Source organism: Streptomyces sp. NPDC085866, assembly GCF_044541035.1.
In the GTDB taxonomy this organism is placed as follows: domain Bacteria; phylum Actinomycetota; class Actinomycetes; order Streptomycetales; family Streptomycetaceae; genus Streptomyces.
This window is the reverse complement of record NZ_JBITSQ010000018.1, coordinates 1-25,346: the sequence shown is the minus strand read 5'-3', so window position 1 is coordinate 25,346 and position 25,346 is coordinate 1. Positions and strand designations below refer to the sequence as shown.

General features: G+C 68.7%; 23 protein-coding genes and 1 pseudogene. 14 read left to right on the top strand and 10 right to left on the bottom strand.

What is annotated here, in order from left to right:
• Positions 1 to 61: 61 nt before the first annotated feature.
• A complete protein-coding gene (locus tag ACIF83_RS36485) occupies positions 62 to 2,524 on the bottom strand; it encodes a SpoIIE family protein phosphatase (RefSeq protein ID WP_398140262.1) in 2,463 nt (820 codons plus the stop codon).
• 307 nt (positions 2,525 to 2,831) lie between these two features.
• On the opposite strand from ACIF83_RS36485, the gene ACIF83_RS36480 reads away from it, so the two are divergent.
• A complete protein-coding gene (locus tag ACIF83_RS36480; protein ID WP_399733618.1) occupies positions 2,832 to 3,467 on the top strand; it encodes a TetR/AcrR family transcriptional regulator in 636 nt (211 codons plus the stop codon).
• 110 nt (positions 3,468 to 3,577) lie between these two features.
• Here the strand turns inward: ACIF83_RS36480 and ACIF83_RS36475 are convergent, their stop codons facing one another.
• From ACIF83_RS36475 to ACIF83_RS36460, 4 genes are all read right to left on the bottom strand, one after another.
• Positions 3,578 to 4,768 carry a cytochrome P450 gene (locus ACIF83_RS36475; RefSeq protein ID WP_393481287.1) on the bottom strand — a complete coding sequence of 397 codons (1,191 nt, stop codon included), beginning with the start codon at positions 4,766 to 4,768 and terminating at the stop codon, positions 3,578 to 3,580.
• Between the two features lie 42 nt (positions 4,769 to 4,810).
• Positions 4,811 to 6,166: an NAD(P)/FAD-dependent oxidoreductase gene (locus ACIF83_RS36470; RefSeq protein ID WP_399733614.1), complete on the bottom strand. Its 1,356-nt coding sequence runs from the start codon at positions 6,164 to 6,166 to the stop codon at positions 4,811 to 4,813.
• The gene (locus tag ACIF83_RS36465; protein ID WP_010982020.1) at positions 6,156 to 6,365 is read right to left on the bottom strand and encodes a ferredoxin; all 210 of its coding nucleotides are present in this window, start codon (positions 6,363 to 6,365) and stop codon (positions 6,156 to 6,158) included. The genes ACIF83_RS36470 and ACIF83_RS36465 overlap by 11 nt, the downstream gene beginning before the upstream one ends.
• A 120-nt stretch (positions 6,366 to 6,485) precedes the next feature.
• Positions 6,486 to 6,905 carry a hypothetical protein gene (locus ACIF83_RS36460; protein ID WP_399733611.1) on the bottom strand — a complete coding sequence of 140 codons (420 nt, stop codon included), beginning with the start codon at positions 6,903 to 6,905 and terminating at the stop codon, positions 6,486 to 6,488.
• A 76-nt stretch (positions 6,906 to 6,981) separates the two neighbouring features.
• Between ACIF83_RS36460 and ACIF83_RS36455 the strand changes: the two genes are divergently transcribed.
• From ACIF83_RS36455 to ACIF83_RS36445, 3 genes are all read left to right on the top strand, one after another.
• Positions 6,982 to 7,128 (top strand): hypothetical protein, encoded by a 147-nt coding sequence (locus ACIF83_RS36455; protein ID WP_399733608.1) that lies wholly within the window; start codon positions 6,982 to 6,984, stop codon positions 7,126 to 7,128.
• Between the two features lie 27 nt (positions 7,129 to 7,155).
• On the top strand, positions 7,156 to 7,575 hold the full coding sequence (locus tag ACIF83_RS36450) for an SsgA family sporulation/cell division regulator (RefSeq protein ID WP_393481277.1): 420 nt from the start codon (positions 7,156 to 7,158) through the stop codon (positions 7,573 to 7,575).
• Between the two features lie 68 nt (positions 7,576 to 7,643).
• A complete protein-coding gene (locus ACIF83_RS36445; RefSeq protein WP_398140258.1) occupies positions 7,644 to 7,973 on the top strand; it encodes an NIPSNAP family protein in 330 nt (109 codons plus the stop codon).
• A 183-nt stretch (positions 7,974 to 8,156) separates the two neighbouring features.
• Here ACIF83_RS36445 and ACIF83_RS36440 read toward each other — a convergent pair whose 3' ends face one another.
• Complete coding sequence (locus ACIF83_RS36440; protein ID WP_393481273.1) at positions 8,157 to 8,333, bottom strand: hypothetical protein; 177 nt, start codon at positions 8,331 to 8,333, stop codon at positions 8,157 to 8,159.
• A 191-nt stretch (positions 8,334 to 8,524) separates the two neighbouring features.
• Entirely contained in the window at positions 8,525 to 9,160 is a 636-nt protein-coding gene (locus tag ACIF83_RS36435) for a TetR/AcrR family transcriptional regulator (RefSeq protein ID WP_393481270.1), read from the bottom strand.
• Between the two features lie 137 nt (positions 9,161 to 9,297).
• Here ACIF83_RS36435 and ACIF83_RS36430 point away from each other — a divergent pair, with 137 nt between their 5' ends.
• The 5 genes from ACIF83_RS36430 to ACIF83_RS36410 all read left to right on the top strand — a co-directional run bounded on the left by ACIF83_RS36430 (position 9,298) and on the right by ACIF83_RS36410 (position 15,804).
• Positions 9,298 to 10,443: a VOC family protein gene (locus tag ACIF83_RS36430; protein WP_399733604.1), complete on the top strand. Its 1,146-nt coding sequence runs from the start codon at positions 9,298 to 9,300 to the stop codon at positions 10,441 to 10,443.
• The gene (locus tag ACIF83_RS36425; RefSeq protein ID WP_399733602.1) at positions 10,440 to 11,378 is read left to right on the top strand and encodes a fumarylacetoacetate hydrolase family protein; all 939 of its coding nucleotides are present in this window, start codon (positions 10,440 to 10,442) and stop codon (positions 11,376 to 11,378) included. Before ACIF83_RS36430 ends, ACIF83_RS36425 begins: the two co-directional genes overlap by 4 nt.
• The gene (locus ACIF83_RS36420; protein ID WP_399733599.1) at positions 11,375 to 13,024 is read left to right on the top strand and encodes a bifunctional 3-(3-hydroxy-phenyl)propionate/3-hydroxycinnamic acid hydroxylase; all 1,650 of its coding nucleotides are present in this window, start codon (positions 11,375 to 11,377) and stop codon (positions 13,022 to 13,024) included. The genes ACIF83_RS36425 and ACIF83_RS36420 overlap by 4 nt, the downstream gene beginning before the upstream one ends.
• A complete protein-coding gene (locus ACIF83_RS36415; protein WP_399733597.1) occupies positions 13,021 to 15,039 on the top strand; it encodes an acetoacetate--CoA ligase in 2,019 nt (672 codons plus the stop codon). The genes ACIF83_RS36420 and ACIF83_RS36415 overlap by 4 nt, the downstream gene beginning before the upstream one ends.
• Positions 15,040 to 15,186: 147 nt before the next feature.
• A complete protein-coding gene (locus ACIF83_RS36410) occupies positions 15,187 to 15,804 on the top strand; it encodes a malonic semialdehyde reductase (protein WP_399733595.1) in 618 nt (205 codons plus the stop codon).
• A 105-nt stretch (positions 15,805 to 15,909) separates the two neighbouring features.
• Here ACIF83_RS36410 and ACIF83_RS36405 read toward each other — a convergent pair.
• Positions 15,910 to 16,266 (bottom strand): annotated as a pseudogene (locus ACIF83_RS36405) (HoxN/HupN/NixA family nickel/cobalt transporter); the annotation flags it as partial.
• Positions 16,267 to 16,323: 57 nt separating this feature from the next.
• On the opposite strand from ACIF83_RS36405, the gene ACIF83_RS36400 reads away from it, so the two are divergent.
• The 3 genes from ACIF83_RS36400 to ACIF83_RS36390 all read left to right on the top strand — a co-directional run bounded on the left by ACIF83_RS36400 (position 16,324) and on the right by ACIF83_RS36390 (position 18,119).
• Positions 16,324 to 16,623, top strand: coding sequence for a hypothetical protein (locus ACIF83_RS36400; RefSeq protein ID WP_393481256.1), 300 nt, complete (start codon positions 16,324 to 16,326; stop codon positions 16,621 to 16,623).
• Between the two features lie 267 nt (positions 16,624 to 16,890).
• Positions 16,891 to 17,313, top strand: a complete 423-nt coding sequence (locus tag ACIF83_RS36395; protein WP_393481253.1) for an SsgA family sporulation/cell division regulator — start codon at positions 16,891 to 16,893, stop codon at positions 17,311 to 17,313.
• 98 nt (positions 17,314 to 17,411) lie between these two features.
• On the top strand, positions 17,412 to 18,119 hold the full coding sequence (locus tag ACIF83_RS36390) for a hypothetical protein (RefSeq protein WP_399733591.1): 708 nt from the start codon (positions 17,412 to 17,414) through the stop codon (positions 18,117 to 18,119).
• A gap of 106 nt (positions 18,120 to 18,225) precedes the next feature.
• Here the strand turns inward: ACIF83_RS36390 and ACIF83_RS36385 are convergent, their stop codons facing one another.
• On the bottom strand, positions 18,226 to 18,951 hold the full coding sequence (locus tag ACIF83_RS36385) for a Clp protease N-terminal domain-containing protein (RefSeq protein ID WP_399733588.1): 726 nt from the start codon (positions 18,949 to 18,951) through the stop codon (positions 18,226 to 18,228).
• 231 nt (positions 18,952 to 19,182) lie between these two features.
• Here ACIF83_RS36385 and ACIF83_RS36380 point away from each other — a divergent pair, with 231 nt between their 5' ends.
• Positions 19,183 to 19,935, top strand: a complete 753-nt coding sequence (locus ACIF83_RS36380) for a TetR/AcrR family transcriptional regulator (RefSeq protein WP_399733585.1) — start codon at positions 19,183 to 19,185, stop codon at positions 19,933 to 19,935.
• Between the two features lie 492 nt (positions 19,936 to 20,427).
• On the opposite strand, the gene ACIF83_RS36375 is transcribed toward ACIF83_RS36380, so the two are convergent.
• The gene (locus tag ACIF83_RS36375) at positions 20,428 to 21,084 is read right to left on the bottom strand and encodes a TetR/AcrR family transcriptional regulator (RefSeq protein ID WP_393481244.1); all 657 of its coding nucleotides are present in this window, start codon (positions 21,082 to 21,084) and stop codon (positions 20,428 to 20,430) included.
• Positions 21,085 to 21,891: 807 nt separating this feature from the next.
• On the opposite strand from ACIF83_RS36375, the gene ACIF83_RS36370 reads away from it, so the two are divergent.
• Positions 21,892 to 25,113: a bifunctional cytochrome P450/NADPH--P450 reductase gene (locus ACIF83_RS36370; RefSeq protein ID WP_399733582.1), complete on the top strand. Its 3,222-nt coding sequence runs from the start codon at positions 21,892 to 21,894 to the stop codon at positions 25,111 to 25,113.
• Positions 25,114 to 25,346: the final 233 nt, after the last annotated feature.

Sequence of the window (25,346 nt, the reverse complement as noted above, 5' to 3'; positions counted from 1 at the left end):
AGCCTGCGGCTCGAGAGATCGTCGTGATGTGGCGGCCGTTGGCCGCCCGGTCGGCAGCGCGTCACACCACAACGGCTTGCGAGGGCAGGTCCTGTTCGGCCCAGACGACTTTGCCGTCCATTGCGGAGCGTGACCCCCACCTGCGGGACAGCTGAGCCACGAGGGAAAGACCGCGGCCGTTCTCGTCGACGATGTGGGGATGACGGGGGCGTGGGTGGCTGGAGTTGCTGTCGGAGACTTCGCAAGTCAAGACCTGGTGCTGGATGAGCCGTAGGCGGATCGGCCCGCCGCTGTAGCGGATGGCGTTGGTGACCAGTTCACTGACAACCAGCTCCACGGTGGTCACCAGATGCACAAGCCCCCATTCGCTGAGCTGACGGGCGGCTGCCTGCCGGGCGATGCGGGCGGCGGCCGGTTCGTTCGGCAGTTCCCAGGAGGCGACCTGGGCCGGTTCGAGTCCGCGAGTTCGCGCAAGGAGCAAGGTGACATCGTCGGCCGGCGCCTGAGTCGGCAGGGTCTCGATCACCTGAGAGCACAGGTCTTCCAGGGACGATCCGGTCTCTGCCAGGGCGGCGCCCAGGCGATCCAGTCCCACGTCGATGTCGTCGTCGCGGGACTCGACCAGACCGTCGGTGTAGAGCGCGAGCAGAGTTCCCTCGGGCAGTTCCAGTTCCACGGACTCGAAGGGGGCCAGACCGAGGCCGAGGCCGAGCGGGGCCCCGGCGGGCATGTCGGGGAAAGTGATATGGCCCTTCGGGTCGATGATCGCGGGCGGCGGATGCCCGGCCCGCGCCATCGTGCACCGCCGGGTAACCGGGTCGTAGACGGCATACAGACAGGTTGCGCCCACCGCCGCGGGGAACTGGTCCGGAGTGTCGGCATCTTCCTCGCTCAGCCGCCTGACCGTGTCATCGAGGTGGCTCAGCAGTTCGTGGGGAGGCAATTCCATGTCCGCGAGCGTGCGCACGGCGGTGCGCAATCGGCCCATCGTCGCCGCGGCGTTGATGCCGTGTCCGACCACATCTCCGACGACGAGGGCCACCCGGGCGCCAGACAGCTTGATCACGTCGAACCAGTCGCCCCCCACGCCGTGATCCATGTCAGCCGGCACATAGCGCGAGGCGACATCGACGGCGGCGCCGCCTCCCACATGGTGGGGGAGCAGGTCGCGTTGGAGCGTCAGGGCTGCGGTGCGTTGGCGAGCGTACTGGAGAGCGTTGTCCAGGCTGAGCGCGGCTCGGGTGACGAGCTCCTCCGCGAGGAGGAGGTCGTCCTCCTGGAACGGCGTCGGCTCCTCGGAGCGGCCGAACACCGCCAGCCCCAGCACGCAGCGGCGTGCACGGATGGGTACGACCATCAAAGAGTGGACGCCGCTGTCACGGAGCCGTTGCGTGCGCACCGGGTCGTGAAGGGTCCAGGGGCCCGCATAGGTGTCCAGCACCGATTCCAGGTAAGACCTGCCCGTGCGCAGGACGGTGGCGAACAGCGAGGTCGGGAAGGGGCGGATCACCTCTTGGCGCACCCACGGCAACTTGAGGGTACCCGGGTCGACGGAGGCCACACCGGCACGGCGCAGCACAGGTGGGCGGTCGTTCGCGTTGCCGGTCCCCGCCGAGGGATCCACGCCGAACGGAACCGACTCCACCAGGTCGACGATCACGTGGTCGGCCAGCAGGGGCACGGCAAGGTCGGCCAGTTCCTGCCCGGTCCGCATGACCTCGAGGGTGCTGCCGATGCACGTGCTGGCTTCGCTGAGGATGGCAAGGCGCTCGCGTGCCCGCCGGTTGCCCGTGACGTCCACGCTCATGGAGCACACTGCCAGTGCCGTGCCGTCCGCGTCCTGGAGGCAGAAGAACGAGGCCGAGAACGCGTGCTCCCGGCGCCGGTCCGTCGACGACCACGCCCGGTACTCGTGGACCATGGTGATGCCACTGTCCAGCACTTGCCGCATCACCACCTCGAGCGCTTCGGCCTCGACGGCGGGCAATGAGTCCCGCAGGCGGCGTCCGAACCGTCGCTCACGAGGAGTGCCGTCGTGGCGCTGCATGACGTCGTTGACCCAGGTGCAGCGCAGCTGCGGGTCATAGACGGCGATGCCGACCGGTGAGTGGGCCAGGAGCGACTCCCGCACAGCTCCGTCGGAAGCCCCCGAGGACAGGGTGCCTATGTCGGTCACGGACACCAGCCACCGGGTGCCGGCGTTCTGCCCCCACAGCAGTGAGATCCGCAGCGTCATTTTGATGGCGTGGCCGTCGCGGTGGCGGACCGTCACGGTGCCGGACCAGCCACCCTGGGCGCGGCACTGCTCGGCGAACGCCGAAGCCCCCGGGGCGTGTTCGGCGGGCGGCAGCACGTGTGCGGCGGACCGGCCCACCACTTCCCCGGCCGAGTACCCGACAAGCTGCTCGGCGGCGTGCGTCCACCCCACCACGGTCCCCTCTCCATCGAGCATCGCTATAGCCGCGTCGGGTATCTCCCGGGAGCTCACCGGCTCGGCGAGTGGTGTGTGGTCGGTGTTCGTCATCCGGTTCTTCCCATCGGTGCGTGGGTGTGAGGCAGCGTCGGCATGTGCGGCGTCGGCCCGATCTGCGGCCGTGATGGAAGCCGGCGCGACGTCTGCCAACCTTGGACGACTTTGTCCACTTCTGATGAAATAGTCAGATACGACTGCTTCATCGTCAAGTCACCCGAAAGTTATTAAATGCCCAGATGTGACCGTGCGCTGTCATGTCACGCCATCGCGGAGTCGGGGCTGGGTGGGTCAGGGTGGACAGTCGAGGTGGGCGGTGCAATGATGAATCCATCAGAAATGCTGCTCTTATTCATGGAGCATGCTGATGTCAGCCCCACGCAGGAACCGATTCGAACGTCGTCGCGCCGAGACCCGCCAGGCACTCGTCCGCGCCGCGCGGCAGATCCTGGCCGAGTCCGGTGGCGTCGGCGCCAGCATCCATGCCATCGCGGAGCGCGCGGACGTGGGCCTCGGTTCCTTCTACAACCACTTCACGGGCAAGCCGGACCTGTTCGACGCGGCCGTGGCCGACGCACTCGAGGAGTACGCCCAAGCCGTCGATGAACGCCTGCACGGCGTCGATGATCCCGCCGAGCGCCTCGCTGGGGGCGTGCGGCTCAGCGCGCGCATGGCCGAGTCATACCCGGAGATCATGCAGATCCTGTTCCGCAGCGAGCTCGGTCGGATATGTGCTGGTGACGGGCTGGCTCCGCGGGCGAAGCGCGACGTGGAGGAGGGCATGAACGCAGGCCGGTTCACCGTGGTCGACCCGGTGATCGCCCTGACCGTGCTGAACGGCAGCCTGCTGGCCCTCCTGGAGCTGTGGTGCAATCAGCCCGAGGCCGACAGCGACCGGGCCGCAGGCACAATGGCCGAGATGATCCTGCGCATGCTGGGCCTCTCCCCGGATGAGGCCCGTGACCTCGCCCGGCGGCCCCTTCCCGCTGCCGCGTGAAGAGGATCCTGTCGCGCACCGGCCGACCGGCGCCGACAGTGCACCGGTTCCCGCGGGCCTGCGTAACGGACCGCAGTGGCTGGTCTTGCCTCGCCTGCTGTCGTCGCCCCTCAGCCTCGGAGTCGGATAGGCAGGTGGCGGGGTCCGCGGAGCATGGCGTTCTGGCGGTAGGGGGGCGGTTCCTGGACCAGGCGTGCCGTGCCGAGGTGGGGGAGCAGTGCGCCCAGTGCGGCCTGGGCTTCGATGCGGGCTAGGGGTGCGCCGTAGCAGAGGTGGATGCCGCTGCCGAAGCCGAGGTGCTCGTTGTCCGGGCGGGTGGGGTCGAACCGGTCGGGATCGTGGAACCGCCTGGGGTCGCGGTTGCCCGAGGCCAGCACCAGAACGACGGGGGTACCTTGGGCGATCGGCGTACCGGCGACGTCGATGTCGGCGAGCGGGAGGCGCTCACGGATGTGGACCGGAGGTTCGTAGCGCAGCAGTTCCTCCACCGCTCGCGGCAGCAGGCCGGGGTCACGGCGCAGCTGGTCCAGGTGCTCGGGTTGGCGCAGCAAAGTGAGCACCCCGTTGGTGATCAGGTTGACCGTGGTCTCGTGTCCCGCGATGAGGAGCAGTATGGCGGTTTCCGCGAGTTCCTCCTGGGTGAGCCGCAGGGCCGGGTCCCGTTCGTTGACGAAGGCGGAGAGCATGTCGTCGCTCGGCTTGCCACGGCGCTGTTCGGCGAGGTTCACCAGGTACCCGCCCATCTCGATGCGCGCCTGGTCGCCCGCCTTGTCCGTCTCGGTGGTGTCCTCTTCGGGCCTGACGTCGGCGGCTGCGACCAGAGCGTCGGACCAGGCCCGGAACAGCGGCTCGTCCTCGCGCGGTACGCCGAGCAGGCGGCAGATCACCGTGACAGGCAGCGGGTAGGCGAAATCGTCGACGACGTCGATCTGCCGGCCCGCCTCGAAGGACTCCGTCAGTTCGTCGGTGATCCGGTCGATCTCGCCGCGCATGGCATCGACCCGGCCCGGGCTGTGCGGCGGGCCAAAGGGCCGCATGGCGAGGGTGCGCAGCCTGTGGTGCTCCGGGTCGTCGAGCCGCAGGAACGGCGGCTTGTGTGTCACTTCGCCACGGCTGCGAGGGTCGACACTCATCCGCGGGTCGTGGAGCAGAGCGGCGATCTCGTGGTAGGTGCCGACCAGGTAGCCGCCGTCTGCCTGCCGCACCACGGGACCGGCCTCGCGGAGTTCCGCGTACAGCGGGTAGGGGTTGGGGCGACTGGCGTAGTCGGTGATCCGTGCCAGCAGGGTCTCGGAGGCCATCGCGGCTCCTCGTGGTTGGGCGGACGTGGGTCGGTCCGTGGGCTACACCACCGTCAGCCGTCGATCGGGAAGGTGACCGGTGAGTGCGACGGTGGGGCCGTGAGACAGCCACTTCGGATCCGGCACGTCGGACGGAATCGCGATGTCGGCCGCGATCGCACGATCCTGTGCGCCGGGCGGGGGCGGGAACGGAGCAGCCGTCTCGATCAGGTGCCGGTAGTAGTCGAGCGACTTGGCCATGTCGACGGTGACCGCGGCGGTGACCCGCCCCTGGTAGCCGTAGACCATTGCCAGACGTCGCGCCTCCAGGGAGCCCTGGGCGATGACCACGTGGTCGGAGTACGTGGGCACGCCCACCGATTTGATGTTGAGCCCGAATTGGGTGGACCAGAACGACGGGACGGCCAGGTGCGGGCGCTGCAGGGGCCCCGGATTGATCATGTTGTGTGCCGCCACCTCGGCCTGCTCGACCGCGTTTCCCCAGTGCTCCAGGGAGAGCATCTGGTAGCCGAACAGCGGGTGCGGGAAGCGGGAGACGTCTCCGGCCACGAAGACGTCGTCGGTGACGATTCCGTACATGTTGAAGGCCCGGCATCCGGCGTCGCAGGCGATCCCGCGCGGGCCCGCCGCCAGCCCTGACTCCGCCAGCCATTCGACGTTGCGTACCGCCCCCAGAGCCACGACGCAGACGTCGGCGTCGATGCGGCTGCCGTCGGACAGCTCCGCACCGGTGAAGCTGCCGTTGCCGTTGAGGGCGGTGACCGTCACCCCGGTGCGCAGGTCCACGCCGTGGTTGCGCTGCATGACGGCCGCGAGCTTCGACAGGGTGCCACCGAGCGCGCCCACCAGGGGTGCGGGGCCGCGTTCGGCGACCGTGACCTCAAGTCCCCGTTCCCGGCAGGCCGAGGCGATCTCCGAGCCCGTGAAGCCGCCGCCGATCACCAGCACGCGCTCCGGCCCGGCGGTCAGCCGCTGGGCCAGTCCGCCGGCGTCCTCGCGGGTGCGCAGGGTGAACACCCCGTCCAGGGAGGCTTCCTCCGGGTTGGGCCAGGGCCGTGCGCGGGTCCCGGTGGTGATCAGCAGCCGGTCGTACGGCAGTGACTCGCCGTCCTCCAGCAACACCTGTTTCGCCAGCAGGTCCACGCCGGTGGCGCGCACGCCCAGCCGCCAATCGGCGTTCGGGTCCTGGCGCATCGGCAGCCCGGTGGTGTCCGCCGCCGCCTGGCCGAGCAGCACCTGCTTGGACAGCGGCGGCCGGTCGTAGGGCGGATGGGGCTCGTCCCCGACCACGGTCAGCGAGCCGGTGAAGCCTTCCTCGCGCAGCGTCTCTGCCGCCCTGAGCCCCGCCAGCGACGCGCCGACGATGACGATCCGGCCGTCCTTGAGGTCACCGGGCACCGGCGCTCACCTCCTCGCCGAGGAGGATGGCCTGGACCGGGCACGCCGCCGCGGCCTGGCGCACGCGCTCGACCTGGTCGTCGGGGACGGCTGTGGCGTACAACAACCCCTCCTCCCCGTGCAGCTGGAACACCTCCGGCGCGAGGAAGACGCACTGCGCATAGCCCTGGCAGCGCGTGAGATCCACAACGGTCTGCATGCCCACCACTCCCTCCGTTGTCTCCCTCCTCGCTTCCAGCATGGGGCCGGACCTGGGCGCGCGCATGCCACGGCGCCGGAGACAGAAAACCTGGGCAGCTCGTTCCTCAGGGGCGAGGGCTCAGCCCAGGACGTGGTCGCGTCCGAAGGTCGCGCCGATGAGGGAGAGGTGGGTGAAAGCTCCAGAAAAGCTGCCCAGTTGCCTGCCAATGCGGCTGATCTCCTCGATGGAGAGCCTGAGACGGTCGATGCAGGTGAGCATCTTCTTTAACGCCAGGCTGACTTCGTCCAGGCGGTCGACGGTCTGCGTGAGGACGTCGAGCTGTTCATGCCCCTGCCGGCCGAGTGGGCCATATTCGCCGCCTCGACAGTTCCATACATCGTATGGTAATCCTGTGAAGGCACTTCCATACGCCGCATGGAAGAGTTTGCTCGGGTCGCGCCAGGCAGGGCACATCGCCTGCATGTAGCCAATGGTGCAGATCGCACGAATCGGGAAGGGAAAGTTCAAGAAGAAGCTCACTAGGCGCGTTGCCGTCACCGCTTCATCCGTGGCGGTCGCGGGTGTCGCCGTTCTCGGTGCCGGGGGCACCGCTTCGGCCGCGACTTCTGCATGCGTGCACGGCCAGCGCCCTGCCGTCGGCGTCAACGCCGGCGACGACCGCTGGGACCACGGTGTCGGCTATCTGCTGGAACTGGGCTACTCCTGGGACGAGATCCATGGCTGGCACCGTGACGGCCGGGACGAGATCAGCGGTCGCTGACCGCCGCCCAGGCAGGAGTGAAAGTCGATGGAGTCTTTGAACACCGTCATGCAGGAAGTGGCCGTGCAGCTTGTCATCTCGCGCACCTACTCGCTGTCCATGTGTATGAACCTGCGGTACGAGCCCGCTGATCCCTATGTCGTTCGTGCCGACTTTTTCACCGACGCTGACGAGCCGACCGAATGGGTGCTGGGGCGTGATCTTCTGGCCGATGGCCTGAGGGGTTCTGCAGGCTGTGGGGACATCCGGATCTGGTCGGCTGTCAGCCGTGGTGACCAAGGGATGCACATCGCTCTCGGGTCTCGCGCGGGCACCGCCTTGCTCGAGGTTCCCGTGCAGGACGTCAGGACCTTCCTGGAGAACACGGAGGCGCTGGTGCCGCGGGGCACCGAGTCCGGACACATCGACTGGGACCTCGAGTTGGCGAACCTGTTTGCAAAAGGCTGAGAGAAGCCTCCCAACCGCCGGGCGGATGGGGATCTTTGTCCCGGCCACAGAAGAGAAGGAAAGAGTTCATGTCCCAGTACCAGCTCCGCGTCTACACACTGCGCAGCCCTGAGGCACTCGTCGCCTACGAGAACATCTGGTCCAAGCACATTCCCGGCATGGCCAAGCACAGGATCGCCACCCACGGCGTCTGGACGGTGGCTGCGGCTCCTGGGAGTGAGGCGCCCCAGCTGTACGCCCTCGTTTCCTACCGGGACGCCGACGACGTTCAAGAGCGGCTGCAGGCGTACCTGTCCAGCCCCGAATTCCGTGCGGACATGGAGGGCTTCGACATCAACCAGATCGTCGGCGTCGCCGAGTCCGTGCTGACGCCCACCGCCGACTCACCCTTGCGGTGACAGGTACCGAGCCGCTCGATGTCTGCGGCAACCGTCTTGCCGAAGGCCCGGTTGAGTGCGCGTCAGTACGGGAGGCGGACGCCCGGTGACATGGAGGCCCGGTCGGCCGGCGAGTGAACGCGTACCGGCGACACCGTGCGTCAGGCTTCGGCCGCTGCCGGGTCCGCAGCTCGGTCGGCCGAGTCATGCGCAGGCATCGACGTCCGGAGTGCGAGCGAGCCGCACGGCAGCGTCCAGGCTCTGGCCGGCGTCGGGGACCTCGCGCCGCAGACATTGCTCTGCGTCGTGGATCAGCTCGTCCGCTCGCGGGCTGAGTTGATGCGCGGCACGGGACAGAAGACTGTCCGCGGTGAAGTCCACGCTGACGACGTTACGCCGTCCTGGTGGATCGCGAAGCCTCAGCCGGCCGCACCTGGCTGCCCGGTGTCCCGGAGGAGCCCGCTCTCACGGGCTGGTCGTGGTCGAGGGCAAGGGTCCGCGCGGCCACCGGCGGACGTGTGACGCCCACGGCTCTCCGGTGTCCACGGGGCCTGGCGCAGCCGGTGCTCGGGTCAACCGAGGTCGGGCAGCGGCCGCCGGGTCACCTGGTGGGCTTCGTCCGGCGGGACGCCGAGCATGCGCAGGACCATCTCGGCCAGGTCCGAGGCGGCCTCGTCGCCGTCGAGGTCGGGGCGGGCCAGCCGCAGCGCCACGAGGGACATCAGGGTGCCGCCCATGGCGGACAGGGCGGTGGTCGCGTTGCGGCAGGTGAAGCGGCCCGATGCGATGCCGTTCTCCAGGTCGCGCAGGGCTCGCGGGGCGAGTCCGCGTTCCGAGTGGATGTAGGCCAGACCGCGGTCCCGCAGGATCCGCATGAGTTCAGGGTGGGAGTCGGCCATGCGGGCGGTGAGCCGGAAGCCCGCGGCGACGAGCTCGGCCGGGTCGTCGATTCCTTGTACGCGCTCGTCTATGACCTGCCCGAACTCGTCCAGGGCGTCTGTCACCGCGGCGTCGAACAGCTCCGTCTTGGACTCGAAGTGGTTGTAGAAGGAGCCGAAACCGACGTCGGCGCGCTCGGCGATGGCCTGGATGCTGGCGCTGGTGTCCCCGGTCTCGGCGAGGATCTGCCGGGCCGCACGGACGAGCGCCTGACGGGTCTCGGCACGGCGCCGCTCGAAGCGGTTCTTGGGCGGGGCTGACGTCGGCATACGGCGAGTGTAACAACCATCGCGATGAGTCTGCCATTACTGATGAGATTATCAATTATTTGGTTCCACCCTATTGACGATGGGTAACGGCAAAGTTGATGATTTCCTCATTACAGCAGTGTTGCTTGGAGGACACCATGTCCCACACCCCCGTCAACAGATCCGCTCCCCAGACGGCCCACCAAGACCTCCACAGCGAGCAGGGCGCCTTGCGCGGTGAGCATCCGGGACGGTCCCGGAATCCCGTGATCAAGGTGGCCGACCTGGCCTGGCTGGAGTTCGAGAAGCCCGACCTGGACCGAGCCGAGGTCTTCGCGCGTGACTTCGGGTTTGCGATCGCCGCCCGCACCGAGGGGGAGCTGTGGCTGCGGGGCACCTTCGCGGGCTCACCCTGCATGGTCATCCGGCGGGGACTTGCGTCCCGGTTCATCGGGCCGGCGTTCCGCGCGGCCGAGCGGGCCGACCTGGACCGGCTGGCCCGTGCCACCGGCAGCACCGTCCAGGACATCGGCGTACCGGGCGGCGGGCAGTCGGTCGCCCTGCTCGATCCCTCGGGCCTGCCGGTCCGGGTCGTGCAGTGCGCCGAGCAGTTGCCCGCGCTGCCCGAGCAGAAGCCGCTGATCCTCAACTTCGGTACCGATCACCGTCGTACGAACGCCACCCAGCGTCCGCCCCGTGAGCCGTCCCGTATTCAGCGGCTGGGCCACGTGGTGCTGGAGACACGGGTGTTCGCCCGCACTCTGGACTGGTACCTGGACACCCTCGGGATGATCGTGTCCGACTTCCTGTTCCTGGACGGACAGCGCGGGCGCGGGCCGACGATGGCGTTCATCCGGTGCGACCAGGGGAGCGTGGCCGTCGATCACCACACGCTGGCCCTGCACCTGGGGCCCGGAACCGGCTACGTCCACTCGGCTTACCAGGTCACCGACCTCGACGCGATCGCCGCCGGCGGGGAGTACCTGGCCGAACGCGGCTACAAGCGCAGCTGGGGCATCGGCCGGCACATCCAGGGCAGCCAGCTGTTCGACTACTGGCGCGACCCCGACCGCTTCATGCTGGAGCACTTCGCCGACGGTGACCTCTTCTCCTGCGACCTGGAGCCCGGCTGGGCGCCGATGTCGGCGAGCGGCCTGGCCCAGTGGGGCCCGCCGGTCACCCGCGACTTCCTGGGCGCCAACCCGTCGCCCGCCAAGCTGCGCGAGGTCATGGCGGCCCTGCGCGACGACAACGAACTCGACCCCGCACGCCTTCTGGGCCTGATGAAAGCGATGAGCTCATGAGCACCAACGTTCTGCGCACCCCCGACGGCTGGTGGGTCGTCCGGGACGAGCGCGCCGTCCGCATCGACACCAAGGCCGTGACCACCGCCGAACTGCTCGCGGACCGGGACGCGGTCCGCGAGGCCGCCGCCTCCGCCGAGAGCGGCACGCCCGTCGTCGACCTGGTGGTGCTGCCGCCGGTCACCACCCCGTGCCGGGTGGTCGCCCAGATGGTCAACTACCGCAGCCACGCCAAGGATTCGGGCTTCACCGGTGACATCCCGCCCACCTTCTTCCGCAAGGCGTCCGGCTCGGTCAGCGGCCCGCACGACGCGATCGTCCGCCCCGCGCACGTGAAGTTCCTGGACTACGAGGTGGAACTCGGCCTCGTCATGGGCGCGACCCTGCCCGTGGGCACCGTCGTCGAGGAGCAGGATCTGCCGCGCTACGTCGCCGGGCTCGTCCTGACCAACGACGTCAGCGCTCGCGACGTCCAGCTGACCAAGACCCAGTTCTACGAGAGCAAGTCCTATCCGACCTTCACACCGACGGGGCCGTACCTGGCCCTGCTGGAGCCCGAGGACTTCGCCCATCTGCTGAACCTGCGGCTGCGGCTGTCGGTCAACGGCGTACCGCGCCAGGACCGCACCCTTGCCGACATGATCGTACGGCCCGCCGAGGCGCTCACCCTGCTCGCCCGCTTCCAGACGCTCGACCCGGGCGACCTGCTGCTGACCGGCACTCCCGGCGGCACTGCGCTGAAGGCCCCGCCCAAGCCGGCCGAGAAGATCGGTGCGCTGCTGCCGCCCGCACTGAAGTGGAAGGCCTTCTTCAAGGGCCAGGCCAAGAACCCCCGTTACCTGCACAGCGGTGACCTCATCACCGCCACGATCGCCACCCCCGACGGGCGGATCGAGCTCGGCGAGCAGCGGACCCCCGTTACGGACGCGCCATGAAGGCCGCATCCCGGAGACCGGTGGTGATCGTCGGTGCCGGACCCGTCGGGGTCATGGCCGCCCTTCTGCTCGCCCGGCACGGCGTGCGCAGCTTGCTCCTCGAACGCCACCGGGACATCTACCCCCTGCCGCGCGCCGTCGTCGTGGACGACGAGATCCGCCGGATCCTGCAGAGCGTCGGTGTGCACGAGGAGTTCGCCGCCCTCGCCCGCCCGGCGCCCGGGCTGCGGCTGCTGGACGCCCGGCGCCGCGTGATCACCGAGTTCCCGCGGTCCCTGCACGGACACCACGGCTTCCCGCAGACCAGCATGTTCGACCAGCCCGAGCTGGAACGCCTGCTGCGCGACGCCCTGGCCCACCGCCCGGAATGCGAGCTGTGGAGCGGGGTGGAGGTCGTGTCCGTCACCCAGTCCACCACGCAGAACACCGACGGACCGAACGATCCGACGGGTCCGGTCCGGGTCGCCTTCCGTCGCGACGGCAGCGACGAGGAGGAGCACCTGTGGGCCGATGCCGTCCTCGGCTGCGACGGCGCGGGCAGTGTCACCCGTGACGCCATCGGCGCCGTGTGGGAGGACCTGCATTTCGAGGAGAGTTGGCGGGTCATCGACGTGCGCACCAGCCGGTCGGTGCGCACCTGGGAAGGTGCCGAGCAGATTTGCTGCCCCACCCGGCCCGCCACTTTCATGCGCGTCGGCGAGGACCGCTACCGCTGGGAGTTCCGGCTCGCCGCCGACGAACCCCTGGACGGCCCGGACGGACTGGAACGCCTGCGCGAGCTGGTCGCCCCCTGGGTGGACCTGCCGCCCTCCGCTGCCTCGGCGGGCGGCGACTTCGAGGTGATGCGGCAGGCGCAGTACACCTTCCGGGCCCGTCTCGCCGACCGGTGGCGCCGGGGACGCGTCTTCCTGCTGGGCGACGCCGCCCACCTCACCCCGCCCTTCGTCGGGCAGGGTCTGTGCGCGGGCTTGCGCGACGCGCAGAACCTCGCCTGGAAACTCGCCCGTGTGCTCCAACAGGGCGCACACGAGGAGCTATTGGACACCTACGAACGCGAGCGCAAGCCGCACGCCCGCCATGTGATCCGCGTGGCGGTCGCCGTCGGCTGGGCCATGACCGGCGGGCAGGACCGCGGTGCGGCGTTCCGCCGGGCCGTCGTGGGCACGGCCTGTCGCATCCCCGGCGTGACCGAGGCGGTGAGCCGTGACCTCAGCCCCGCCCTGACCGCCGGTCCACTCGTACGGCGCCGACCCAGGCTGGTCGGCCGGGTGCTGGCCGGCACCTTCTGCCCGCAGCCGTGGGTACGGCGCGACGGGAGACGAGTGCGCCTCGATGACGTCCTCGGGGACTCCTTCGCCGTTCTGACCGCCGTGCCTCCCACCCCGCAGGTGACGGCCGTAGCCACGGCACTGGGCGCATCCACGATCCACGTCGACGACCTGGGCGACGAGGGAACCCTGGCCGCCTGGCTGGCACGCGGCCGGGCGGACGCCGTCCTGCTGCGCCCTGACCGCGTCGTGATGGACACCGTCCCGGCCGGCACCGGCGGCTTCACGGATGCCGGCGCCTGGGCTCCCCTGCTGCATACGGCCCGCCGTACCGCCAATGCCCGGCCAGTCCCCCCGCCGAGGAGCACCACGCCATGACCACCCCCCATCTCGCGCCGTATCCGGAACCCTTTTTCACCCCCGACCCGAATGCGGTCGCCCGCAGCCGCATCGCGGACTTCGCCCGATGGGCGGCCCGGCACCGGGGCGCCGAAGGGATCCAGGACCCCACGGACTACCGAGCTCTGCACCAGTGGTCCGTCACCGACCTCGATGGGTTCTGGGCCGCGGTGTGGGAGTACTTCGGCATCGACGCGACGACTCCGTACGAGCGGGTGCTGGCCGAGGAGACCATGCCCGGCACCCGTTGGTTCCCAGGCGCCACCCTCAACTACGCCCACCACGCGCTGCGCAACCTGCAGCCGGACGCTCCCGCGATCACTGCCCTGGACGAGACCGGAGCCGGCTATGAGATCACGGGCCGGGAGCTGCGCGCCCGGGTCGCCTCCGTCGCCGCCAGCCTGCGCGACCTGGGAGTCGGACAGGGCGACCGGGTGGTGGGCTATCTGCCCAACACCCCCCACGCCGTCATCGCCTTCCTCGCCACCGCAAGCCTGGGCGCGGTGTGGTCGGTGTGCGGCCAGGACTATGCACCCAAGGCCGCCGCCGACCGCTTCGCCCAGCTCGAACCCACGGTGCTCATCGCCGCGGACGGTTACCTCTTCAACGGCACCACACACGACCGCCGGACCGCCTCGCTCGAACTCGCCGCCGCTCTTCCGACACTGAAGGCCACTGTGCTCGTGGACCACGTGGGTCTTGCCTGGCCCGAAGGTGGGGACTCGGGGCTGACGGTTCCTTGGGAGGACGCGGTCACCCGCATCGAGTACCTCACCATCGCCCCGGTGCCGTTCGACCATCCTCTGTGGGTCGTCTTCTCCTCCGGCACCACCGGCCTGCCCAAGGGCATCGTCCACGGGCACGGTGGGGTCCTGCTCGAACACCTCAAGACCCTCGGCCTGCACACCGATCTGGGCACCGGGGACCGCCTGCTGTGGTACACCACGACCCACTGGATGATGTGGAACCTGGTCGTCTCCACCCTGCTGACTGGTGCCACCACCTGCACCTACGACGGCAGCCCTGCACCGCAGACGCGTCCGGACGTCCTGTGGGAGCTGGCGGCCTGTCACAAGGTCACCGTCTTCGGCACCAGCCCCCAGTACCTGCTGGCCATGGCCAAGCTGGGCATCGAGCCCTCCGTGCACGACCTGTCGGCCATCCGCGTCGTCGGCTGCACCGGCTCCGCTCTGCCCGCCTCCGCCTACCCCTGGGTCCGTGACCACGTGGGCGCAGGCGTCCAGCTGGCCTCCACCAGCGGCGGCACGGACATCGTCTCCGGATTCGCCGGCAGCGCCTCCACGACCCCCGTCTGGGCGGGGGAGCTGTCCGCCCCCAGCCTGGGCGTGGCGCTGGCCGCCTACGACACGACGGGCACCCCCGTCCTCGACCAGGTCGGCGAACTGGTCGTCACCCGCCCCATGCCGTCCATGCCGCTGTACTTCTGGAACGACCCCGACGGCAGCCGCTACCGCGACGCCTACTTCGGCGCCTACCCAGGTGTGTGGCGGCACGGCGACTGGATCACGCTCACCTCGCACGGCTCGGTGATCGTCCATGGCCGCTCCGACGCCACGCTCAACCGCAACGGCGTGCGTCTGGGCAGTGCCGACATCCACGACGTCGTCGAACGCCTCCCCGAGATCACCGAGGCCCTCGTCATCGGCGCGGAGGAACCCGACGGCGGCTACTGGATGCCGCTCTTCGTGGTCCTCGCCGACGGGGTCGGCCTGGACGATTCCCTGCGCGACCGGATCCGCGACGCGATCCGCGCCGGCGCCTCACCCCGCCACGTCCCCGACGAGATCCTCGCCGTACCGGCGCTCCCGCACACGAAGACCGGCAAGAAGCTCGAGGTTCCCGTCAAACGCCTGCTCCAGGGTGCCCCCGCCGAGCAGGTCCTGAACCCCGCGGCGGTCGACAACCCCGACCTGATCGCCTACTTCGCCCGCTTGGGCGCGGAGCGGAACAAACGGTCAGCACACCACACATGAGTCGGCCAGGGCACCACAGACCCATGTGACAGCACAGGGTCCTTGTGCCCCGCACGGCTCCGCAAACCCCGTCCCCACGGGGTGGTGCCGGGGCGGTCAATCCGCCCCGGCACCACACACAACCGAAGTAAGAGAGAAATGATGAGCATGACCGACCGCGAACCGCAGGCCCTCGATGTCCTCGACGACGCCGGGCGGAAGGTGCTGTTCACCGAGGCCCGCACCGCGAACACCTTCGCCGAGGTGGCCGTTGCCGACGACGAACTCGCCATGATCTGGGAACTCGCTCGCTGGTCGCCGAGCGCCGCCAACGGCCAGCCTCTGCGCGTGCTCTTCGTGCGCACCCGCGAGGGCAAGGAGCGACTCGTCCGGCACCTCGACGAGGGCAACAGGGCCAAGACGCTCAGTGCGCCGGCCGTCGCGATCCTGGCGTACGACGTCGACTTCCACGAGCAGATGCCGACAGTCTTTCCAGCCCGCGGCGACATGCTGCGGGCGGCGTTCGCCGACCAGATCGACACGCGCGAGAGCATCGCGGCCTACAACTCGGCACTGCAGACCGGGGTCTTCCTGCTCGCGGTCCGCGCGGCGGGGCTCGCGGCCGGTCCCATGGCGGGTTTCGACAAGGCCGGCGTCGACGGGGAGTTCTTCGCCGGTACCAGCCGGCGCTCGCAACTGGTGGTCAACATCGGTCACCCCGGTGCCGACCCGTGGTTCCCGCGGCTGCCCCGCGTGCCCGTCGAGGACGCCGTCGCCTATGCCTGAGGGCACGCCGCCTGGTAGGTGAGAGGCGCCATGCCGTGGGCGCCGGTGCTCTTCTGAGTACCGGCGCCGATTTTTCACCGAGTCTGCTGTGCCCAGCTGTCGGTCGCTCTGCTGCTCGGCGGGGCGCAGCCCGGCGGTCCACTTCTCCTCGACACGGCCGAGCTTCCACACGGCCAGGGCAGCGGCCCACGTGGCGAAGAACAGGCCGACGATGACGAAGCCGACGGTGTTCAGGTCCAGGCCGCTGATCCAGTCCCAGAACGCGCCGTGCAGGTCGGCCTTCTCGGCGAGCAGGCCCAGCAGTTCGGCGGTGCCGGTGATCAACGCGACGGCGACGGACAGGCCGGTGATGGTGAGGTTGTAGTAGACCTTCCGTACCGGCTTGGAAAAGGCCCAGCCGTAGGCGAAGTTCATGAAAGAACCGTCGATGGTGTCCAGCAGACTCATGCCGGCCGCAAAAAGGCGATGTGGTCGGCGTCGAACGCGTGCCGCATACCCAGGGTGTAGGCGCTCACCCCGATGCCGATCCTCGGTAACCACGGTGCGCTCGTCCTGGTGGGTATCACCACCGAGCCGCTGAAGATCTCGGAGAGGATGACCTTCAACCTGAAGAACAAGAAGGTGTTCGGACACTACGGATCCTCGTTCGATCACGTCTACGAGCTGATCCGGTTGGCCGGCAACGGCCGTCTCGACCTGGCCCCGTCCATCACCGACCACATCTCCCGCCGCGTCGCCATGATCATGAGGGAGAGCCGTTTCTCCCGCGCCGGTAACGCTGCCGTCGACTTTCCGTACGACGTATGGTTCACTGGGTGAGGGGGTTCCATGCGGCGCATGGAACCCCCGGGGTGTTATTTGAGGACGGCCTATGCCCTGCATTTCGAGCAACGCCCCGCGAGCTGCATCAGTGATCTGAGCGTCTGTTGCACTGACGGATTGCTCTGAGGCGGAGGAGAAATCCGTGAGCGCGGCTGCCATGGCTGGCGTCATGGCGGGGACCGTGACGAGGGGGCAGCTTCTTTGATTCCGGCGGATGTCCCCTGAAGGCCTCCCCGTATGCCTCGAGGCACAGGAGTAAGACCGATGAAGTCGTTGAAAACCGTGATCCGGGGGCTATCTGTGGAGCTTGTCGTATCGCAAGAGATGTCCTTGTCAATGACCATGAGCCTGCGGTACGACCCCAGTGATCCTTATGCCCTCCGTGCCGCATTCACTGTTGCCGGAAGCGACGAGGCGGTGGACTGGATCATTGGGCGAGATCTTCTGGCCGATGGCCTGAAGGGTCCCGCAGGCGAGGGCGACATACGCGTATGGCCCGCCGACGAGCATGACCTCGGCGACGTGTACATCCTCCTCAGTCCACCGGCTGGTACGGCCCTGCTCAAAGCTCAGGCGCAGGAAATCAAGACGTTCCTGCAGGAAACAGAGGCGGTGGTGCCCAGGGGCGCCGAGCTCCGGCACTTCGACCTGGACGCTCTGCTGGCGCACTTCCTCGCCGGAGGGTGAGGGGCTCAGCGGCTACGCCACGAGAGGCCAGGGCACTCATGACCTCTCGACACCGAGTCCTGTTCGCGTGCCCATACCAGTGCTGACACACTGAATCTGTGCTTCCGCTGATGGCAGCTACTGATCAGATTGCGTCCTCACTGTTTTCTGGTGGCGCCATTGTCTCGGTCTGCGCGTTGTGCTTCACGGTCGCCTCCTTCTGGTGGATCAACGCCAGGCAGGGGCGCCTGGAGTCGTGGGAGCCTCATTCCTTTGCGGCGATTGTCCACCCTTCCCGGGCTCGCCTGCGGCTTCCGCTTGTTCTGCACAACACCGGGGCCAAGCCGATAGTCGTGCAGGATCTCATGCTCACCTTTCCTGATGAGCCCGCCTCTCATCTGCCGCTCCTGTGGAGGTCCTCACCGTCTCGACTCGAACCCGGGCCGGGCGAGGAGCTGAAGTTGCCGGCCGGATTCGCCGTGGCCGGCAGAGAGGCGCGACAACTCTTCGTCGAGTTCGAGGCGCCGTTTTCGGGATTCGTCGCGGAGCCCCGTAACTACAAGGTCCAGCTTCGCGCGCGAGTGGGTCACCGCAAGGGGTGGCGCCCGGTTCTGACGTTCACCTTGAGGGCCGCCAACATCATCTATCCCAACCAGTACACGGTCTACAGCAACGCACCTCTTGAACTGACGAAGGAGGACCAGCAGAAGGCCGACGCCGCCCTCCTGGCACTGCTGGACGAGCAGGAGAAGGACACCCCGGTCCAGGGTGACACCGCACAGCGGCACTCTTCGGACGACGAGGGCGACGCCGGAACGGAGCTGTAGCGTGAACGCGATCCCGAGCGGTCCGGACGTGCGTGTCGGCGCCAGGCCCCTGCGGTAGGAGCTGGTCATGGACGTGGCCGGGACGACGAGCCGCAGCGCCGCACGATCAGTGGACGCACCCGTGCTGTGTTGAGCGGGTTCTCGCAGCCGTGGAGTCGAGGGCGGCCGGGTCGAATCCGGCCTCGGTCAGGACGTTGGCGGCGACTCCGCGGCCGACCTGCGTAAGTCCGATGAGCAGGTCGTCGCAGTCGATGTGGTCGGATCCGTTGTGCTCGGACCGGGCCTGCGCAATGGCGATGGCCTTGCGTGAGTAGGGCGTCCACGCGATGCGCTCTGCTGCCTGGGAGGCACCCGGGCTCAGCTCAGTTCCGACCGACCGGTGGACCGTCTCCGGTGAGACGCCGGCAGCCTGCAGGAGCCGCGTGGCGCTGTTGTCCTGCGCGGTCAGTCCCCAGAGCAGGTGCTCGGTGCCGATGTAGTTGTTGCGGTGCTGTACCGCCGCATGCCTGACGTGGACCATCGCCTGCTGGAGGTCGTCGGTCATGGTCTCGGGGCCGTAGCGCTTGTGCGGGACTTGGAATCGTTGCTGGGCCGCCTGTCGGGTCACCCCCAGGGCCGCGCCGATGTCCGTCCATGAGGAGCCGTGCCTCCGGCAGTGCTCGACGTACTCCTCGACCAGGGCGTCTGCCAGCCCCTGTAGTTCCCCCGCGACTTGGGTGGCGACCGCGAGGAGGGCTGGCCAGTCGGACTTTTCTTGTCCATCGGGGCGGGTTGCGGTGTCGCATCTGCGGTCGACTTCCGCAATGAGATCGTCCAGGTCCGGAAGAGCCATGAGGTGAGTACCCCTTGAGAATTCGGATGTTCGGCAGGCCAGGCGTGAAGAACCGACTCGGGCGGGAAGGGGGGAGTGGACGACCGTCTCCGTCAGCCGGCCCGCCCGCAACGTTGGCAGTCGCACCGCTGCTCTGCTTTGTACGTCACATTTCCGTACGCCGTACGGCTTGATATCATACATCGTATGGAAAGTGCGAAGCGTACCCCTAGAGGTACTCGGAAGAGGGATGTGCCTCTGACCGAGGCAGGGATCTGCGTCTCCGCCCTGCGGCTCATCGACGCCGACGGGGTCGAGGCGCTCACGATGCGCAGACTCGCCGCCGTGCTGGACGCGAACCCAATGTCGCTGTACCACCACGTGCCGAACAAGGAAGCGTTGCTGCGTGGCGTGGCGAGAATGGTCGGTACCCGGTTCCGCACCGTGACGCTGGAGGACGCTCCCTGGCAGGAGCGCATGCGCCTGCTTGCCACGGATTTCCGGACGCTGGCACACCAGCATCCCAACCTCATGGCCTACTCGTTCAGCCAGCCGGACTTCATCCAGGCTGAAGATCCCTTCTGGGTCGCGCTCACCGCCGTACTGGATGCCGCAGGGGTGCCGCAGTCGGAGATCCCGCAGCTCGCCGCGCTCGTGTGTGCCGTCGTCAGCGGCGTGATGATCGCCGAGCTCAACGGCGCGCTCCACCGGTGGTCGAGCCTCCAGCCCACCACCCCCGCCTCCAGCGAGGGCGGGCCGACGAACGAGGACTCCGGCGAGGACCGGATGTTCCGCCTGGTGCTGGACACGATCATCAACGGCCTGGAAAGCCGGCTCACAGTCGATCACGCCGGCAGACGCGACGGCCGGCCCCCGCAGAACTTCCGGCGTCCCTCCGCGTGCATCCCCCGTCAACTCCGCCCGCCGGCCGCACGCTGCGAAGGAGAGTCCCAGGAAAATCCCGTCTCGGACATGGCGGCCGGTTTCGAGCCGAAAGAGCAGTGAGGGCCTCAGGCCCAGACGTGCTGCTGATGAGGGACAGCATCCTCAAGCTGTACCGTTCCGCCGAGACGGTGGGTGCGCAGTGGGGGCCGGAATTGGCCAACGTGTCTGGGGCGGCGTGAACTCGGTCCGTATGTCGGTCCCGTCGGGCTCCAGCGGCGCCGTCTCGGCCGGCGTCAGCGCCGCGGAAGCGAACGGGGCGGCGTCCTCCCGTATCCGCAGGGTGTGCGGTCGGGCGCCGTGGCGACCGCCACCGGCCCATCCAGCGGATGGTGTGCGTCCGCGGGACGATTCCGTTCCGTGCCCGGACGGCTTCCCGCTTCGGTACTGGCTGACGTGGGCGACGTGGGCTGGGTCAGCGCTCCGGACATCGCGGCGGCCTCTCTACGCTCCTGCCTCCCCTGTGGTCCTTCGCTGTCGCGGGCGGCATCAGGTCGGCCCGGTGGGGGCGTCGCCGGATCGCGCCCCGCCTCCACGGCGCCGTTCCCTTTTCCGTCACGCCCCCTCGCGGACTCCTGCGACACGGTTCTCCACTCCGGCGACCGCTGCGTCCAGCGCGGAGTTGAACATTGTGTCGATCACGTCCTTGGAGGGCGGGGGCGCGTCTTCCCCGTCGGGGCCCGACGGTGCCGGTGGCAGGGTGGCCCACCGCTGCAGTGCCCCGTTCAGTTCGCCGAGCAGCAGACCCGTGAACACGCCGACCAGGGTCGCGGCGACGCGCGGAATCTCCTCCTCGGGTAGTTTCGCGGAGGCCAGGATGTCGATCAGTGCCTGCCAGAAGGGGTCCTCCGGCTGCACGTAGTCGGGGCGCGTGAAGGAATACCCCATCAGTTTCGGGTGACGGTGCGACAGTTCGCGGAAGTCCCGGGCCAGTTCACGCAGCCGATCCTGCCAGGGGACGTCCTCCAGTTCCCCCGCGCGGAACTGCGAACCGACCCGGTGGGCCACGCCGCGCAGCACGGCATCCTTGTTCGGCACGTGGTGGTAGAGCGACATCGGGTTTGCATCGAGCGCGGTCGCGAGTTTGCGCATGGTGAGCGCCTCGACCCCGTCGGCGTCGATGAGCTGCAACGCCATGGCGTAGATGCCGTCCTTGGTGAGCGGTACGTCCCTCTTTCTCGTGCCCCGAGGGGGCTTCCGTGCAGTCGCCATACAGTGTATGGTACCAGCGTCGGCGGCGTCGGCAAAGCCTGCCTCGACCAGGAAAAGGCTCGACTGGAAGCCGAGCTCGAGGAGAGCGGCTCGACGCGCGAGCGGCGGCTGTCTCGGCGTTCACTCGTACTCGCTGTGCTCGCAGCGGCCCAGTTCACCGTCATGGCGCAGTGCTGCCCGGCGCCAGCAGGCGTAGAACCGGGCGAGACGTGTCGGCCGCGCCCACTCCCCGGTGCACTCGCCTGCGGCGGCGGATCGCAGGTGTGTCCGGCCGGGGGATCCTGCGAACCTGCCTTGCCTGCTCTCACGGCCTGATGCCGGACCGATCGAGCGCGGCGTAGAGACGTGGAGACGCCTGCTTCTCCAGCGCTGCCGCCGGCCGCCAACACGCATGGGGGCGGCCCCGACCTGTGCGATGCCTGTCGGCGGGAAGGGGGGACTGGCCGCTCGCCGGGATGTCGCCGCAGCCGCCGTCGCGGATCGTAGGTGTTCTCCACGGGGTGCATCCGTCAGGAGGAGCCCGGTCGAGCCGCCCGGCTGGCGACGGCCGGCCTTCCCTCGCCTCCTCCGATCGGGCGAGCGTCCGGAAGCGCTTGATCTTGATGCGACTCCGTTGCGTGAGCGACGCCGTCCCCGATGAGCCGAACACTCCTGCTTTCTCGACCCAGGGGTCCGTCGATTGAGTTTCCATACGTCGTATGGTACCACTGAAGGCATACAGCGTATGGAAACCGGGACGCTCCCGTACCGGCGCCCCGCCGTACCGAATGGCGCCCTTGCCCGCCTTTCCCCTTGAAGGAGTCAGCCATGACCACACAGCCCGAGACCGACCTGCGGCCCATCCGGTCCCCGCGCGGGGTCCCCCTCCTCGGCCACACACCGCAGATCCCCAGCACCAACCCGGTGGAGTACTTCGGCGAGCTGTCCAAGCAGTTCCCCGAGGGCATTTACGGCATGGACATCGCGGGCATCGAGCAGGTCTTCGTCTCCGACCCGGACCTGGTGGCCGAGGTCTGCGACGAGACGCGGTTCTTCAAGCAGGTCGAGAAGACGCCGCTGGCCCATGTCCGGGACTACGCGGGAGCCGGCCTGTTCACGGCCCACCAGCACGAGGAGGAATGGGGCATGGCGCACCGGATCCTCCTCCCGGCCTTCAGCCAGCGGGCGATGAAGGGCTACTTCGGGCAGATGCTGGAGATCGCCCAGAACCTGGTGGGCAAGTGGGAGGGCAAGGAGGGCCGGCCGGTCAACATCACCGACGACTACACCCGTCTCACCCTGGACACCATCGCCCTGTCGGGGTTCGGCTACCGGTTCGACTCCTTTGCCAAGGAGGAACTGCACCCCTTCCTCAACGGGCTGCTGGCGGCGCTGGTGGAGTCGCTGCGGCGCTCGCAGGAGCTGCCGATGATGACCAAGCTGCGCAAGGCGGACGAGAAGAAGTACCGCCAGAACATCCAGCTGATGCGTGACCTCGTCGAGAGCGTGATCAAGGAGCGGCGCGAGGGCAAGGGCAGCGGTGAGGAAGATCTGCTGGGTCTGATGCTGGACGCCACCGACCCGGAGACCGGCAAGCCGCTGCCCGACGACAACGTCCGCGACCAGGTGGTGACGTTCCTGATCGCCGGCCACGAGACCACCAGTGGTCTGCTGTCGTTCGCCACCTACTCGCTGATGCGCAACCCGCACGTCCTGGCCCAGGCCTACGCCGAGGTGGACCGGCTGATGCCGGGCGACACGGTCCCGGACTACGACACGATCATGCAGATGGATGTGATCCCGCGGATTCTGGAGGAGACCCTGCGCCTGTGGGCTCCCATCCCGCTGATCGGCAAGGCCCCGCTGGAGGACACCGTCATCGGCGGCCGCTACGAGCTGAAGAAGGGAACGAGGGTCAACATCCTCGAGGGCCCGTTGCACACCCACCCCAAGGCGTGGGAGCGGCCGGAGGAGTTCGACATCAACCGGTGGCTGCCGGAGAACCGGGTCAATCACCACCCGCACGCCTACAAGCCGTTCGGTAACGGCGTGCGTGCCTGTATCGGCCGCCAGTTCGCGCTCACCGAGGCCCGCCTGGCCCTCGCGCTTGTGCTGCAGAAGTTCAAGTTCTCCGACACCAGCGACTACAAGATGGACGTGCGGGAGGCCCTGACCCGGAAGCCAGGCGACTTCCAGCTGGTCGTACGGACCCGCCAGGAGCACGAGCGCACCGTCTTCGGCGCCGCGGACCTGCAGACCGATGACACGCAGGCGCAGGCCGCGGTCAGCGGTGTCGGGGTGAACCTGACCGTCGCCTACGGCTCCAGCCTGGGCTCCTGCGAGGACCTGGCGCGCACGATTGCTGACCGCGGCGAGCGCTCCGGGTTCGGCACCACCTTGGTCGGCCTGGACGAGCTGGGTGACAACCTGCCCACCGAGGGCCTGCTGGTGGTCGTGGCCTCCAGCTACAACGGCAAAGCCCCGGACAACGCGCAGCGTTTCGACGACCTGCTCGCCGCCGGACTCCCGGAGGGCTCGCTGTCCAACGTGCGGTTCGGGCTGCTGGGTGCCGGCAACACCCAGTGGGTGGCCACCTACCAGGCCTTCCCGAAGCGGATCGAGGAAGGCCTGCTGGCCGCCGGCGCCACCCCGGTGGTCGAGCGCGGCATCGCGGATGCCGCCGGTGACTTCGACGGCATGGCCACCCGCTGGATGGACGGCCTGTGGGCGACCCTGGCCGAGGAGTACGCGGCCGACACCTCCGACACCACCGGGCCGCGCTACCAGGTGCAGCTGCTCACCGAGGCGGACGTGCGTCCCGCGATCGTCTCCGAGCAGGCGTACCCGCTCACCGTGGTCGCCAACGACGAGCTGGTCAACGACGCGACCGGGCTGTGGGACTTCAGCATCGAGCCGCCGCGCCCGGCCGCGAAGTCCATCACCATCGAGCTGCCGGACGGTGTCACCTACGACACCGGCAACCACCTGGCTGTCTTCGCCAAGAACGAGCCGCAGCTGGTCGACCGCGCGCTGGCGCGGCTGGGCGTCGACCGCGACCAGGTCCTGCGACTGGACCAGCCCGCCGGCGGTCGCACGCACCTCCCGGTGGGCGCCCCCGTCACGGCAGGTCTGCTGTTCACCGAGTTCCTGGAGCTACAGGACGTGGCCACCCGCACCCAGATACACACGCTGGCCGAGCACACCCAGTGCCCGTGGACCCGGCCGCAGCTGCAGGCCTACACGGCCGACACCGCCGAAGCCGAGGAGCGCTACCAGAAGGAGATCCTGGGCAAGCGGGTCTCCGTGCTCAACCTGCTGGAGCGCTTCCCGGCGGTCGAGCTGCCGCTGGCGGTGTTCCTGGAGATGATGGGCCCGATCCGCCCGCGGTTCTACTCCATCTCCTCCTCCCCGCTGGCCAACCCGCGCCACGTGCGGCTGACCGTCGGCCTGCTGGAAGGCCCGGCCCTGTCCGGCGACGGCCAGTACCGCGGCACCTGCTCCTCCTACATCGCGGGCCTCGAGCCCGGTGACGTCGTCTACGGCTACGTCCGCGTGCCCTCCCCGACGTTCGCCCCGCCCGCCGACCCGGCCACGCCGCTGATCCTCATCGGTCCCGGTACCGGCATCGCGCCGCTGCGCGGCTTCCTGGAGGAGCGGGCCTGGCAGTACGAGAACGGCACGAAGATCGGCCTGTCCCAGGTTTTCGTCGGCTGCCGCCACCCCGAGCACGACTACTTCTACCGGGGCGAGATGGAGATGTGGGAGCTGTCCGGGATCGCCCGGGTGCACACCGCCTTCTCCGCGGTGACCGGACACCCGGCCCGGTTCGTGCAGAACGCCATCGCCAGTGCCGCCGACACGGTGTGGCAGGCCATTCAGGACGGCGCGTACATCTACGTCTGCGGTGACGGCCGCCGCATGGCACCCGCCGTCCGCGAGGCACTCTCCGCCATCCACCGTCAGAAGACCGGAAGCGACGACGCGGCCGCCCAGCAGTGGCTGGCCCAACTGGAAGCGGACGAGCGCTACCAGCAGGACGTCTTCGCCTGACCCCCAGACGCCGGGAGGCGTGCGGACCGCTGCCCTGCACGCCTCCCGGCCACCAACCCCCGCCTCCCACTTCCGAGGTATCCCACGGCACCCGTCGGCCCGGCCGACCGCGACGTGCCACTCACAGAAAGCAGATCTTCATGGACACCATGCTCGCCGGACGCTTCCACCTGGACAGCAAGAAGTTCGTCGTGGAGGAGGTCCCTGTCCCCGTCCCGGGCCCGGGCGAGGTA

What these genes read in the sequence shown, in the direction of transcription:
- ACIF83_RS36435 (WP_393481270.1), bottom strand. Translation starts at nt 9,160, where the DNA reads ATGCCGACGTCAGCCCCGCCCAAGAACCGCTTCGAGCGGCGCCGTGCC.
- ACIF83_RS36420 (WP_399733599.1), top strand. Translation starts at nt 11,375, where the DNA reads ATGAAGGCCGCATCCCGGAGACCGGTGGTGATCGTCGGTGCCGGACCC.
- ACIF83_RS36450 (WP_393481277.1), top strand. Translation starts at nt 7,156, where the DNA reads ATGGAGTCTTTGAACACCGTCATGCAGGAAGTGGCCGTGCAGCTTGTC.
- ACIF83_RS36385 (WP_399733588.1), bottom strand. Translation starts at nt 18,951, where the DNA reads ATGGCTCTTCCGGACCTGGACGATCTCATTGCGGAAGTCGACCGCAGA.
- ACIF83_RS36410 (WP_399733595.1), top strand. Translation starts at nt 15,187, where the DNA reads ATGACCGACCGCGAACCGCAGGCCCTCGATGTCCTCGACGACGCCGGG.
- ACIF83_RS36445 (WP_398140258.1), top strand. Translation starts at nt 7,644, where the DNA reads ATGTCCCAGTACCAGCTCCGCGTCTACACACTGCGCAGCCCTGAGGCA.
- ACIF83_RS36415 (WP_399733597.1), top strand. Translation starts at nt 13,021, where the DNA reads ATGACCACCCCCCATCTCGCGCCGTATCCGGAACCCTTTTTCACCCCC.
- ACIF83_RS36425 (WP_399733602.1), top strand. Translation starts at nt 10,440, where the DNA reads ATGAGCACCAACGTTCTGCGCACCCCCGACGGCTGGTGGGTCGTCCGG.
- ACIF83_RS36375 (WP_393481244.1), bottom strand. Translation starts at nt 21,084, where the DNA reads ATGGCGACTGCACGGAAGCCCCCTCGGGGCACGAGAAAGAGGGACGTA.
- ACIF83_RS36430 (WP_399733604.1), top strand. Translation starts at nt 9,298, where the DNA reads ATGTCCCACACCCCCGTCAACAGATCCGCTCCCCAGACGGCCCACCAA.
- ACIF83_RS36485 (WP_398140262.1), bottom strand. Translation starts at nt 2,524, where the DNA reads ATGACGAACACCGACCACACACCACTCGCCGAGCCGGTGAGCTCCCGG.
- ACIF83_RS36395 (WP_393481253.1), top strand. Translation starts at nt 16,891, where the DNA reads ATGAAGTCGTTGAAAACCGTGATCCGGGGGCTATCTGTGGAGCTTGTC.
- ACIF83_RS36400 (WP_393481256.1), top strand. Translation starts at nt 16,324, where the DNA reads ATGCCGATCCTCGGTAACCACGGTGCGCTCGTCCTGGTGGGTATCACC.
- ACIF83_RS36370 (WP_399733582.1), top strand. Translation starts at nt 21,892, where the DNA reads ATGACCACACAGCCCGAGACCGACCTGCGGCCCATCCGGTCCCCGCGC.
- ACIF83_RS36465 (WP_010982020.1), bottom strand. Translation starts at nt 6,365, where the DNA reads ATGCAGACCGTTGTGGATCTCACGCGCTGCCAGGGCTATGCGCAGTGC.
- ACIF83_RS36480 (WP_399733618.1), top strand. Translation starts at nt 2,832, where the DNA reads ATGCTGATGTCAGCCCCACGCAGGAACCGATTCGAACGTCGTCGCGCC.
- ACIF83_RS36475 (WP_393481287.1), bottom strand. Translation starts at nt 4,768, where the DNA reads ATGGCCTCCGAGACCCTGCTGGCACGGATCACCGACTACGCCAGTCGC.